This is a genomic window from Pandoraea capi, assembly GCF_902459735.1.
GTDB lineage: Bacteria > Pseudomonadota > Gammaproteobacteria > Burkholderiales > Burkholderiaceae > Pandoraea > Pandoraea capi.
In genome coordinates this window covers 31,294-44,270 of the sequence record NZ_CABPRV010000010.1, presented here as the reverse complement: position 1 = coordinate 44,270, position 12,977 = coordinate 31,294, and the positions used below count along the sequence as shown (strand labels likewise).

The window sequence follows — 12,977 nt, the reverse complement described above, 5'->3', positions numbered from 1 at the left end:
GCCGGGTGAGCGAAGCGCGCCGTAGTCCGCAGGCGGGGGGCCGGGGAGGTCACGTGACGGGGACCCGTCACGTGGGCCTGTCGTCAGCCCGTCGCACCGCCCTTGTTGGCCGGTTGTGCGAGTGCGGCGTACTTGGCCAGAACACCACGCGTGTATCGCGGTGCAGGTGCCTTCCACGCGGCACGACGGCGGGCGAGTTCATCGTCGGCCACATTCAGTTGCAACAGCAGCTTGTGGGCATCGATGGTAATCGAGTCGCCTTCCTTCACCAGCGCGATGGTGCCACCCACGAACGCCTCCGGCGCCACGTGCCCGACGACCATGCCCCAGGTGCCGCCCGAGAAGCGGCCGTCCGTGATGAAGCCGACCGACTCGCCGAGCCCCTTGCCGATGATCGCGGACGTCGGTGCGAGCATCTCCGGCATGCCCGGGCCGCCCTTCGGTCCGAGGTAGCGCAGCACCAGAATGTCGCCCGCCTGAATCTTGTCGCTGAGAATCGCTTCCATCGCGCTCTGCTCGTCGTCGAACACGCGCGCCGGGCCGGTGATCACAGGATTCTTGAGCCCGGTGATCTTGGCGACGGCGCCGTCCTCCGCCAGATTGCCCTTGAGAATGGCCAGGTGGCCTTCCTTGTAGAGCGCACGATCGATGGGGAAGATCACGTGCTGATCGGCGCGCGGCACCGACGGCACCTCCTTCAGCTCTTCGGCGATGGTGCGCCCGGTGATGGTCATGCAGTCGCCATGCAGCAGACCCGCGTCGAGCAGAATCTTGAGCACTTGCGGAATGCCACCGGCCTTGTGCAGGTCGGTCGCGACGTACTTGCCCGACGGCTTCAGGTCGCAGATGACCGGAACGCGCGCACGAATGCGCTCGAAGTCTTCGATGCTCCACTCGACGTCGGCCGCATGCGCGATGGCGAGATAGTGCAGCACGGCGTTGGTCGAGCCGCCCGTGGCCATGATCAGGGCTACCGCATTCTCGATGGACTTGCGCGTGATGATGTCGCGCGGCTTGAGGTCCTGCTTGACGGCTTCGATCAGCACGCGGGCCGATTCGGCGGCCGAGTCGACTTTCTCCTGATCGGGGTTGGCCATCGTCGACGAGTAGAGCAGGGACATGCCCAGCGCCTCGAACGACGAACTCATCGTGTTGGCCGTGTACATCCCGCCGCAGGAGCCGGTCGATGGACAGGCGTTCTTCTCGATGCCCTTGAAGTCGGCTTCGGTCATGCGCCCGGCGGTGAATTCGCCCACGGCCTCGAACGAGGAGACGATGGTGAGGTCCTTGCCCTTCCAGTTGCCCGGCTTGATCGTCCCGCCGTAGACGTAGATGCCCGGCACGTTGATGCGAGCCAGCGCAATCATGCCGCCCGGCATGTTCTTGTCGCAGCCGCCGATGACGACCACGCCGTCCATCCATTGGCCCTGCACGGCCGTCTCGATACAGTCGGCGATGACTTCACGCGAGACGAGCGAGTACTTCATGCCTTCCGTGCCCATCGACATGCCGTCGGAGATGGTCGGGGTGCCGAAGGTCTGCGGGTTGGCCTGGTGGGTCTTGATGGCGTCCACTGCGGCGTCGGTCAGACGCTGCAACCCCGCGTTGCACGGGGTGATCGTCGAATGGCCGTTGGCCACGCCGATCATCGGATTGTCGAAGTCTTCTTCCTTGTAGCCCAGCGCGTAGTACATCGAGCGGTTGGGCGAGCGAGCCACGCCTTGCGTGACGTTGCGCGAACGACGGTTGAATGCCATGACGTCTCTCTCCTGTGGGGATGCGCCACGCCACGGGCTGTCGCAGCGTCGCACATAGGCGTTGTTGTATCACGCTGTCCTGCCGACGGTACGGCCGATTTTCCGGCGTACCGCTTCATGCCATTGCTGTCTTGTTGCACGGGAGGAGCACGGGTGCGTGCCCCTCCCGATCCGACCGATGACCGTACTTGACGGTACCGGTGGAATTATCCTCGCTTGCCCAGCTTCAGTTGCGACAGATCGCGCACGGCGCCACGGTCGGCCGAGGTGGCCAGCGCGGCGTAGGCTTGCAGGGCCTGCGAGACCACGCGTTCGCGGCCGATCGGCTGCCATGCGTCGTCACCACGGGCTTGCATGGCGGCGCGGCGGCGGGCGAGTTCCTCGTCCGGGACGGCCAGATGCATCTTGCGCTGCGTGATGTCGATCTCGATCACGTCGCCGTCTTCCACCAGACCGATGGTGCCGCCTTCGGCCGCTTCCGGCGAGGCGTGACCGATCACGAGGCCCGACGAACCGCCCGAGAAGCGGCCGTCCGTGAACAGGGCGCAGGTCTTGCCCAGGCCCTTCGACTTCAGGTACGACGTCGGGTACAGCATTTCCTGCATGCCCGGACCGCCCTTCGGCCCTTCGTAGCGGATCACGACCACGTCGCCCGGCTGGACCTTGTCGCCCAGAATGCCTTCGACGGCGTCGTCCTGGCTCTCGAACACGCGCGCACGGCCGGTGAAGACCCATTGCGCTTCGTCCACGCCGGCCGTCTTCACGATGCAACCCTTCTCGGCGAGGTTGCCGTACAGCACGGCCAGACCGCCGTCCTTCGTGTACGCGTGTTCCTTGTCGCGGATGCAGCCGGTTTCGCGATTCAGGTCGAGCGACGGATACGTCGACGACTGGCTGAAGGCGATGGTCGTGGGCACACCGCCGGGGGCGGCGCTGTAGAACGTTTGCGCCTTGTCATTGGCGGCGTTCGTGACGTCCCACTGGGCGATGGCGTTGCCGAGGGTGCCGCTGTGGACGTTGCCGCACGACGTGTCGAGCAGGCCGCCGCGAGCGAGTTCGCCCAGAATGCCGATGATGCCGCCGGCGCGGTGCACGTCTTCGATGTGGTACTTGTCGGTCGCCGGTGCGGCCTTGCACAGGCACGGCACGTTGCGCGAGATGCGGTCGATGTCGGCCATCTTGAAGTCGACGCCGGCTTCCTGCGCGGCGGCGAGCAAGTGCAGCACGGTGTTGGTCGAGCCGCCCATGGCGACGTCGAGCGCCATGGCGTTTTCGAAGGCAGCCTTGGTGGCGATGTTGCGCGGCAGGACCGAAGCGTCGTCTTCCTGATAGTAGCGACGGCACAGGTCGACCACGAGACGGCCAGCCTGCTCGAACAGGCCGCGACGCCAGCCGTGCGTGGCGACGATCGTGCCGTTGCCCGGCAGCGCGAGGCCGATGGCTTCGGTCAGGCAGTTCATCGAGTTGGCGGTGAACATGCCCGAGCACGAACCGCACGTCGGGCAGGCGCTGCGCTCGACTTCGGCCACTTCGGCGTCGCTGATCTTCGGATCGGCGGCCTTGATCATGGCGTCGATCAGGTCGATCTTGGCGATGACCTGTCCGTCGCCGTTCTTGACCTTGCCGGCTTCCATCGGGCCGCCCGAGACGAACACGACCGGAATGTTCAGGCGCATGGCGGCCATGAGCATGCCCGGGGTGATCTTGTCGCAGTTGGAGATGCAGACCATGGCGTCGGCGCAGTGCGCGTTGACCATGTATTCGACGGAGTCAGCGATCAGTTCGCGCGACGGCAGCGAGTACAGCATGCCGCCGTGACCCATGGCGATGCCGTCGTCCACGGCGATGGTGTTGAATTCCTTGGCTACGCCGCCCGCCGCTTCGATCTCCTTGGCCACGATGGCGCCCAGATCGCGCAGGTGCACGTGACCCGGAACGAACTGCGTGAACGAGTTCACCACGGCGATGATCGGCTTGCCGAAGTCGTCGTCGGTCATGCCGGTGGCACGCCACAGGGCGCGGGCGCCGGCCATGTTGCGGCCGTGGGTGGAGGTGCGGGAACGGTATTGAGGCATGGTCGTCTCTGAAACGCTTTGTGCTTGTGGGGTCAACGGAAAACCTGGGGCCGTGCGGCGCTTTACAGCGCGATTCGTCGAACCGTCGCCCTTTCAGGACGGCGGGACGGCGGGTCGATCCGGCCGGACGTCAAGATTCGTCTTTCCTTGGATGCTTGTCAAATATATTATTTGACTCGGATTGAGTCGAAAAACATATCATGGACCTGCGTCAGTTTCGATACTTCGTCGCCGTGGCCGAAGAACGCCATTTCGGGCGTGCCGCGCAACGCCTCTCGATGACCCAGCCGCCGCTCTCGCAGCAGATTCGGGCGCTGGAGGCCTCGCTCGGCGCGCCATTGTTCGTGCGGACTAACCGTTCGGTTGAGCTGACCGCCGTGGGGCGGCAACTGCTGCCCGAAGTCCGGCGGATTCTGGCCGACGCCGATGCGCTGCCCGCGCTTGCGCAAGGGCTGGCGCACGGCGAGGTCGGGACACTGTCGCTGGGGTTCGTCTCGACGGCGGACTACGGCATTCTGCCGCCGCTGTTGCGGGAGTTCGGCGAGCGGTATCCGCGCGTGCGCCTGCAACTTCTCGAAGCGACGAGCGACGTGCAGGTCGAGGCGCTCATGGACGGACGCATCGACGCGGGCCTTTTCATCCCGCCGGTGCCCGCACGCTACGCCAATGAGCTGTCGTACCTGCCGATCATTCGCGAACCGTTGATGCTGGCACTGCCCGCCGGGCGCGGCAGCACGCAAGACGGTGCCGATACCGACACCTCGCACGGCGGCCCCGGGGCGCCGGTGAGTCTGGCCGATTTCGCCGACGAACCGCTCGTTATCTTCCCGCGCCGCGTGGCGCCCGCGTTCTACGACATCATCATGGGGTGCTATGCGGCGCTCGGCCTCACGCCACGCGTGGGGCAGGAGGCGATTCAAATGCAGACCATCGTGAGTCTCGTGTCGGCGGGCATGGGGGTGGCGCTGGTGCCGCAGTCGCTGTGTCATCTGCGACGCACCGGTGTGACCTACCGCGCGCTGCGCGAGACGAGCGCGCTCATCGAAACCGGTCTGCTGTGGCGCACCGCCGAAGTGACGCCGGTGCTCGAAGGCTTTCTGGAGACCGCGCGCGGGGTCGCACACACGCCCCCGGGCGCGACGCTCGAGACCTGAGCCGTCGACGATCCATGATCCACCTTGCAATCGTGGAGACGGTCGGCAGGCATGTCGCGACGTCGTGCGCTCGTGGTATTGTGCTGCCCATCCCGTTGCCTGCGCCGTCGCCTGCGGCAGTCCTGCGGGCGCGTGCCGGATCGCCGAGGCCTGCGGCCACGACCGACGGCGGCGACGGCTTGAAGAAGGGCATTCCCTTCCTCCCTGGCGGAACTTTTGTTCACGAATCGATTCTTCTGATCCATGCTGATTCATCCTCAATTCGACCCGGTCGCGATTCATCTCGGCCCGCTCGCTATCCGCTGGTACGGCCTGATGTATCTGGTCGGCTTCATTCTTTTCCTGCTGGTGGGGCGCCTGCGCGTGCGCCAGCCGTCCATTGCGGCGCAGGGCTGGAAGGCCCAGGACCTCGACGACATGCTGTTCTACGGCGTGCTCGGTGTGATTCTCGGCGGACGCCTGGGCTATGTGATCTTCTACAAGCTGTCGTTCTATCTGGCGAATCCGCTGGACATCTTCAAGGTGTGGGAAGGCGGCATGTCGTTCCACGGCGGCTTCCTCGGTGTGCTCGTCGCGATGTGGCTGTTCACGCGCCGTCGCGGGCATTCGCTGCTCGAAGGCACTGACCTGATTGCGCCGATGATCCCGCTGGGGCTGGCGGCAGGGCGTCTTGGCAACTTCATCAACGGCGAGTTGTGGGGACGGGTGACGTCGCCCGATTCGCGTTTCGCGATGCTGTTCCCGCAGGCGGCAGGTGAAGACGCCCAGTGGGCGCTGGCGCATCCGCAGGCGATGGCCGACAACGCGATGGCGATGGTGTTCGCCCAGTTCCATGGCTTGCCGCGCTACCCGTCGCAGTTGTTCGAATTTGCGCTCGAAGGCGTGGCCCTGTTCGTGTTGCTGTGGTGCTTTGCGCGTCGTGCGCGTCCGGTCGGCGCGGTCTCGGGCATGTTCCTCGTGGGGTACGGCCTGTTCCGCTTCCTCGCCGAATTCACGCGCGAACCGGATGCCTTCCTCGGCCTGCTGTCGTTCGGTCTGTCGATGGGCCAGTGGCTTTCGCTGCCGATGATCATCGCGGGCGTGATCATGCTGGTGTGGTCGTATCGTCGCCAGCAGGCAGCGTCGGCGGCATAGCCACGGTTCACACAAATCAGCGGTCCTGCAATGCATCACGGGCCGCCGGAGATCACTCCGGCGGCCCGTTGTCTTTTCTGCGCAGGGTCCGCGCATTCACGAAGCCATCGCCTCGCGTCGTTGATCGATTTCTACATGTGGTTCCGTTTGTCTGCGGGTAAGCTTTTCGTGTCGACGTGACCGATGGGTGCCAAGGCATCGGCCTGTCAGGACGTCGTGCGTTTCAGACAGACAAAGGGACGGGGCGGAATGCAGTGGCTGGGGGCACAGCAAGGGTTCGGGTCGATCACGGACCTGTGCGAACGCGTAGCGATTTGCCGGGGTGTCGCCAACGAAGGTGACGAGGCTGCGAAAGCGCTACATGTCGCGCAGCGGATGCCCGATTTTCAGGGGGCGTCGCAACGCTCGACGACCCGCGACAATTCTTTCGCCACGCTTGCCGCGTTCGGCGCGGACTTTCTCGACTTTCTCGACGAACTCGCCCAGCGGGGGCGTAACCTCTCCAGGCAGGAGCATTCGTGAGGGCCGGTGAGCTGCCTGCGTCCGCCATGGTGTGCGGTGCGAGCCGCACCCCTCCCAGCGACGCGGTGAGCGCGCCCGCCCTCGTGCTCGACGTGCTGCTCAGGCATGGTGCCGATCCGAACGAGCCGCTGTCATGCGAGCACGTGAGTGGACCGGCGTGCGGTCTGGACCACGTGGCGGGTGGTACGGCGATGCACCACGCGGCGCTCGCCGGGCGGGGCGACGCAATGAAGGTGTTTTTCATCGCGCACGGTGGTCGGCTCGATGCGATTACGCGTGACGGATACGATCCGATCGCGCTGGCCGGAGCCTCAACGCATCGGACCTTCGCGCCGCGCTACGGGCTGATCGAAAATACGCTGTCTGCCCTGTATGCATGGATTGCGACGGACGGAGACAACACGAGTCGTCGGGCGGCGAGCACTTGTGCGAAGTGCTGGCCACACGCCTGCTCGAAGCGGGGTGGTCGGTCAATGCGGCTGCGCTGCATTACTGGCAGGGGGCCATGATTCGCAGCCTTGCATCGCCGGCAAGCATGCCGTGCGATGACATTGTCGCAAACCGCTGCGTCATGCGCGCCACGCAAGGGCCGTTGTTCGGCGACACCGTTGAGCACACTGGCGGGGGGGAAGGCGTAAGGCGTGTCAAGGATGTGAAGGATGGAATGGGTGCAAGGGTGAGGCGGCTCGATCTGCTCAAGCCGTCTTGCGCGCCAGCGCGTGCAACGACGCCATGAGGTCCGCGAACCGCTCGCCCTGCACGGTCACGTGAGCACGCAAATGTTCGGCGGCCGCGTCTGCATTGCCGGCTTCAATGGCGTGAAACACGGCGTCGTGTTCCGAAAACGACTGATGCGGCCGGTCGCGCACGCGCAATTGCAGCCGCCGATACACGCGCAACCGACGATGCAGTTGCAACGCCGTCTCCTGAAGATACGCGTTGTGGCTCGCCTGATAGATCAGCGCGTGGAAATGCGCATTCACCTCGTAATACGTGTCGATGTCACGCGCCTCGGCCGCCGCGCGGCTGGCTTCGTGCGTGCGCCGTAACTCGTCCAGTTCTTCTTCCGTGATGCGGCGCGCCGCCAGACGTCCGCACATCGATTCGAGTTCGGCCATGACCTCGAACATTTCGCATAGCCGCTGCGGGTCGATCTGCGAGACGACGGCGCCGCGACGCGGCCGTATCTCGATGACCCCCGACGACGCCAACTGGATCAGTGCCTCGCGCAAAGGCGTGCGCGACACGCCGAACGCGGTCGCCAGTTCGACCTCGTCGAGCCGCATGCCGGGCGGGTACTCGCCCACAGCGATTTTCTCTTCGATGGCCTGTCGCAGCGCTTCCGATCGTTTGGGTTTTACGGGCATGACGATCTCGCTCGGTCGGGTTTCGATCCCGTCAGACGGGGCCGTTTGGGGGGGACATGGTTGTCAAAGTAGCGCGTGATGTCCCCGCTGAAGATCGGGGTAAACGCCATAAGTGTATTTTTTAATGGGTCATTTTGTATACACCGTGACAGATTGACTATAGGATTTGAACCCGAGAGCGGCAACTCGCGCACTCGTCATATCAAAACAAAGCAGTCATCCGTACATGCAGTGCCGGCGAGCCGGTGGTGCACTTGCCGCGGGGGGTCGCCGTTAGGGACGCCCTGTTGCGAGCGATGTCAGGCACCGGGTTTCGCGGGTCTATCGCTGACAAAAGTGACAGGAGACGCCATGGAGACAACCCCTTCCCCGCTGCGGCGGCAACTCATGCTCGGCGCCGCATCGGCGCTGGTGACCGGTGGACTCGCCAGCCCCTGGGGCGGCGCATTCGCGCAGACCGGCCCGCTCAAGATTTCCCATCAGTTCCCCGGCGGCACGCTGACCGAAGGCGACTTCCGCGACCGGTTGTGTCGCAAGTTCGCGCAAGAGGTCGAGAAGCGCACCAACGGCGCGCTGAAGTTTCAGGTCTATCCGGGCAGTTCGCTCATGAAGACCAACGCGCAGTTCTCCGCGTTGCGACGCGGCGCGCTCGACCTCTCCCTCTATCCACTGCCCTACGCGGGCGGTGAAGTCCGCGAGCTCAACATCGGTTTGATGCCGGGGCTGGTGACGTCCTACGCGCAAGGAAACGCCTGGCGTAACGGCGAAATCGGCAAGGTGCTCACCGACGTGCTCGCCGAAAAGAACATCGTGATCGTCAGTTGGGTCTGGCAGGCGGGCGGGGTCGCAAGCCGTGCCAAGCCGCTGGTCGCACCGGAAGACGCCAAGGGGCTCAAGGTGCGGGGCGGTAGCCGCGAGATGGACATGATGCTCAAGGAAGCCGGTGCGGCCGTGATTTCGCTGCCGTCCAACGAACTGTACGCGGCAATGCAGACCGGGGCGATGGATGCGGCGATGACATCCTCCACGAGCCTCATGTCCTTCCGTCTCGAAGAGGTCTCCAAGCATCTGACCACGGGACGCAACAAGTCCTACTGGTTCATGCTGGAGCCGCTGCTCATGTCGAAGCAGATTTTCGACAAGCTGCCGAAGGACCAGCAGCAGGTCATTCTGCAAGTCGGCGCAGAGCTGGAGTCGTTCGGCACGGAAGCCGCCAAGGCGGACGATGCGCAGATCGCCAGCGTCTATACCAAGGCGGGCGCGAAGGTCTACGACCTCGACGAAGCGACGGTGATGAAGTGGCGCGACATTGCCCGGCGTACCGCGTGGAAGGACTACGCGAGCAAGTCGGACACCTGCGCGAAGCTGCTCGCGCTGGCCGAGAAGGTGCCTGCATGAGCGGGGCCGTCGCGAGCGCGGAGCCGGCGGTGGCACGCTCGCGCCTGCTGCGGCGGCTCGACGCCCTGTTGCAGGGCGTGAGCCGTCTGCTCATGGTCGTGTGCATGCTGGCGCTCGTGGGCGCGGCGCTGGTGCTCAGCTACAGCGTTTTCGCGCGGCATGTGCTCAAGCTCGCGACCGACTGGCAGGACGAAGCGGCAGTGTTCCTGCTGGTCGGTGCGACCTTCGTGTCAGCGGCGCACGTGCAGCACTTGCGCGGGCACATCGGCATCGAGGCGATTACCACGTTGCTTTCGCCGCGCGTGAATCGGGTGCGGCGCTGGATCGTCGACATACTGACGCTGGCGTTCTGCGGCTTCTTCGCGTGGAAGTCGTGGACGCTCTTCTGGGAAGCTTATGTCGACGGCCAGACGAGCAGCTCCACGTGGGGGCCGCCGCTATCGATTCCGTACGGTCTGATGGCGTTCGGCATGACGCTGCTTACTGTGCAGTTGCTGCTGCAAGTGGCGATTGGCGCCTGCGAGATGACGGCGGGCACGAGGGGCATGAGGGGAACGGGGGACGACGCGGCGCATCGCGGCCCGGATCGCACGGGAGGGCACGCATGAGCGAGCTCACGATCGGATTGTTGTATGGCGGCGCAACGCTCGTCGCCATGTTCTCCGGCATGCCCATCGCCTTCGCCCTGGGGGCGGTGGCGGTGGCGTTCATGTTCGGTTTCATGCCGGCGTCGTCGCTTGATACGGTGACGCAGAACGTCTACGAGGAGATGGCCAGCATCACGTTGCTGTCGATTCCGCTGTTCATCCTGAAGGGCGCGGCCATCGGAAAATCGCGCGCGGGGCAGGATCTGTACCTTGCGCTGCACGCCTGGATGCGACGGATTCCTGGCGGGCTCGGCATTGCCAACGTCTTCGCCTGCGGGCTGTTCGCGGCCATGGCCGGGTCGAGTCCGGCGACGTGCTCGGCCATCGGCAGCGCCGGGATTCCCGAGATGCGTCAGCGCGGCTATTCGCCGGGCTTTGCCGCAGGCATCATCGCCGCGGGCGGCACGCTGGGCATTCTGCTGCCGCCGTCCATCACGATGATCCTGTACGCGGTGGCCGCCGAGCAATCGCTGGGGCGTCTGTTCCTTGCAGGGATCGTGCCCGCACTGCTGCTCGTGGCGCTGTTCTCGTGCTACGCGGCGTGGCGCTACCGCAAGGAGTACGCCAACGCGCAGGTGGCGCTTGCGCGCGACGGCACGCCGTCGCCGTTCCCGACCGAGCCACCGGCCACCATGCGCGAGAAGCTGGCGCTGCTGCCGCGCGTGCTGCCGTTCGTCACGCTGCTCATCGGTGTGATGGCGGCGCTCTACGGCGGCTATGCCACGCCGTCGGAGACGGCCGGACTAGGCGGCCTGCTGGCGCTCGCGCTCATCGCCGTGATCTACCGGATGTGGAAGCCGCGCCAGCTGGCCCCGATTCTGACGGGGACGTTGCGCGAGTCGACGATGCTCATGTTCATCATCGGCATGTCGCTGCTCTATTCGTATGTGATGAGCTATCTGCACATCAGTCAGTCGGCCGCACAGTGGATCGTGGGGCTGCAACTGTCGCGCTGGGTGCTGCTCGCGGCCATTCTGCTGATGGTGGTCGTGCTGGGCTTCTTCCTGCCGCCGGTGAGCATCATTCTGATGACCGCGCCGATCATTCTGCCGCCGCTGCGCGCAGCCGGGTTCGATCTGGTGTGGTTCGGGGTCATCATGACGATTGTCATGGAACTGGGGTTGATTCACCCGCCCGTCGGTCTCAACATATTCGTCATCAAGAACACCGCGCCCGATATCGCCTTGCGCGACATCGTCTGGGGCGTGATGCCGTTTGTCGTGTTGATGGTCGTCGCCGTCGTGCTCATCTGTCTGATGCCCGGGTTGTCGCTGTGGCTCCCGGATCAGTTGATGGGGTGAGGGCGGGGCCGGAATCTCTTGTGAGGAAGCCATGAAGGATGAGCCGATCATGTCCGCAATGTCTGTGCCGGTATCGCTGAGTTTGTCGTCGGGGACTTCATCGTCCGCTTCGGCGTCATCGTCGCCCTCGTCATCCTCTGCGTCCTCTTTGCCCGGAAGGAGTGCGCCGGAGAGCGTGGCGGACGTGAGCGCGCCGGTGCCCTCAGCGAAGCCGTCGCTCGGCGAGCGCCTCGGACAGTGGTTCGGACGCGGCGGAAAATCCGGCGGCGGCTCACCGAAAGACGGCAAGGATGGCAAAGACGGCAAAGCGGACGGCAAGGTCGTCGCCGCGACACTGTCGGCCCGCGCGGAGAACGCGTTGCGCCGTCAGTTGACACAGTGTCTGTCGGCGCGGCTGACGGACTCGTCGGCCAACGAGGCGGCACGCGACTTCATGACGCGCTACAGCGCGGCGTCCGCCGCAGAGCAACTCGCGTTGCTCACGGTCGTCGCGGATATCTGTGCGAGCGACGCAGCGTCTGCTACGGACAGCAAGGACAGCAAGGACGCAAAGGAAGCGAAACGTGCCGCCACCGGACTGGCGGGAGCGCTCGGCAGCGAACGGGTCCGGTTCCTCAAGCGCTTCAATGCGTTGCCCGACGGGTTGCCGTTCCTCGTGCGCTGGCGCGCGGACATGCTGACTCACCGGGCGGCACTGCCGGGGCTCGCGGCGCTGGAGGAGGATCTTGGCAGCCTCTTCTCGACGTGGTTCGACGTCGGCCTGCTGGAGTTGCATCCGATCACGTGGGATTCGCCGGCGTCGCTGCTCGAAAAGCTCATGCGCTATGAAGCGGTGCACGAAATTTCGTCGTGGGCCGATTTACGCAACCGGCTCGATTCCGACCGTCGCTGCTACGCATTCTTCCATCCACGTATGCCGCGCGAGCCGCTGATTTTCGTCGAAGTGGCGTTCGTGCCGGACATGGCGGCAGACGTGCATTCGCTGCTCGACGAGCAGGCGCCGCTCGAAGACTTGCGCCGCGTGCGCTGGGCCATCTTCTATTCGATCTCGAACACGCAGCCGGGGCTGCGTGGGGTGAGCTTCGGCAACTTCCTGCTCAAGCGCGTGATCGACGAGTTGCATGTCGACTTCCCGAAGTTGCGCAACTTCGCGACGCTTTCCCCGATCCCCGGCTTCAACGACTGGCTGCGGCAACTGAGCGCCGCTGCGCTCGCGGAAGTACTCGGGCCGAAGCGTCTGAAGCTGCTGGCACAGGAGCCGTCGCTGGCGGGGGAGCCGTCGGGCGCGCAGGTGATGGCGTGGTTGCAGACATCGCCCGAGCGCAAGGGCGTGCAGGCGCTGCAACGCACGCTGGGCGAATCGCTGGCGGCGCACTATCTGGCTCGCGAGACCGTGCGGGGTCAGCCCCGCGATCCGGTCGCGCGCTTTCACCTCGGTAATGGCGCGCGCGTCGAACGGATCAACTGGCACGCCGACCTTTCGAAGAAGGGCGCGAAACAATCGTGCAGCATGATGGTGAACTATCTCTACGAGCCGGACGAGCTCGACGCGAATCTGCAACGGCTGATCGATGGCAAACCCGCCGTCGGACGCGCGGTGACGCGTTTGCTGTGAACGTACT

At 65.0% G+C, this 12,977-nt stretch carries 10 protein-coding genes; 7 read left to right on the top strand and 3 right to left on the bottom strand.

The window, feature by feature from the left end:
* Positions 1-83: 83 nt before the first annotated feature.
* Complete coding sequence (gene ilvD, locus PCA20602_RS19060) at positions 84-1,757, bottom strand: dihydroxy-acid dehydratase (RefSeq protein WP_150722548.1); 1,674 nt, start codon at positions 1,755-1,757, stop codon at positions 84-86.
* 206 nt (positions 1,758-1,963) lie between these two features.
* Positions 1,964-3,832 carry a dihydroxy-acid dehydratase gene (gene ilvD / locus PCA20602_RS19055; protein ID WP_150722547.1) on the bottom strand — a complete coding sequence of 623 codons (1,869 nt, stop codon included), beginning with the start codon at positions 3,830-3,832 and terminating at the stop codon, positions 1,964-1,966.
* A 200-nt stretch (positions 3,833-4,032) separates the two neighbouring features.
* On the opposite strand from ilvD (PCA20602_RS19055), the gene PCA20602_RS19050 reads away from it, so the two are divergent.
* From PCA20602_RS19050 to PCA20602_RS19040, 3 genes are all read left to right on the top strand, one after another.
* A complete protein-coding gene (locus PCA20602_RS19050; RefSeq protein ID WP_150722546.1) occupies positions 4,033-4,986 on the top strand; it encodes a LysR family transcriptional regulator in 954 nt (317 codons plus the stop codon).
* Between the two features lie 243 nt (positions 4,987-5,229).
* Complete coding sequence (gene lgt / locus PCA20602_RS19045) at positions 5,230-6,120, top strand: prolipoprotein diacylglyceryl transferase (RefSeq protein WP_069340706.1); 891 nt, start codon at positions 5,230-5,232, stop codon at positions 6,118-6,120.
* A 249-nt stretch (positions 6,121-6,369) separates the two neighbouring features.
* Entirely contained in the window at positions 6,370-6,642 is a 273-nt protein-coding gene (locus PCA20602_RS19040) for a hypothetical protein (protein WP_150722545.1), read from the top strand.
* Between the two features lie 695 nt (positions 6,643-7,337).
* On the opposite strand, the gene PCA20602_RS19035 is transcribed toward PCA20602_RS19040, so the two are convergent.
* Positions 7,338-8,009: a GntR family transcriptional regulator gene (locus tag PCA20602_RS19035; protein WP_150722544.1), complete on the bottom strand. Its 672-nt coding sequence runs from the start codon at positions 8,007-8,009 to the stop codon at positions 7,338-7,340.
* A gap of 351 nt (positions 8,010-8,360) precedes the next feature.
* Here PCA20602_RS19035 and dctP point away from each other — a divergent pair, with 351 nt between their 5' ends.
* From dctP to PCA20602_RS19015, 4 genes are all read left to right on the top strand, one after another.
* On the top strand, positions 8,361-9,407 hold the full coding sequence (gene dctP / locus PCA20602_RS19030) for a TRAP transporter substrate-binding protein DctP (RefSeq protein WP_150722543.1): 1,047 nt from the start codon (positions 8,361-8,363) through the stop codon (positions 9,405-9,407).
* Positions 9,404-10,015 (top strand): TRAP transporter small permease, encoded by a 612-nt coding sequence (locus tag PCA20602_RS19025; RefSeq protein ID WP_246182238.1) that lies wholly within the window; start codon positions 9,404-9,406, stop codon positions 10,013-10,015. The genes dctP and PCA20602_RS19025 overlap by 4 nt, the downstream gene beginning before the upstream one ends.
* Positions 10,012-11,355 carry a TRAP transporter large permease gene (locus tag PCA20602_RS19020; RefSeq protein ID WP_150722542.1) on the top strand — a complete coding sequence of 448 codons (1,344 nt, stop codon included), beginning with the start codon at positions 10,012-10,014 and terminating at the stop codon, positions 11,353-11,355. Before PCA20602_RS19025 ends, PCA20602_RS19020 begins: the two co-directional genes overlap by 4 nt.
* A gap of 175 nt (positions 11,356-11,530) precedes the next feature.
* The gene (locus tag PCA20602_RS19015) at positions 11,531-12,970 is read left to right on the top strand and encodes a malonyl-CoA decarboxylase domain-containing protein (protein WP_246182237.1); all 1,440 of its coding nucleotides are present in this window, start codon (positions 11,531-11,533) and stop codon (positions 12,968-12,970) included.
* Positions 12,971-12,977 lie beyond the last annotated feature (7 nt).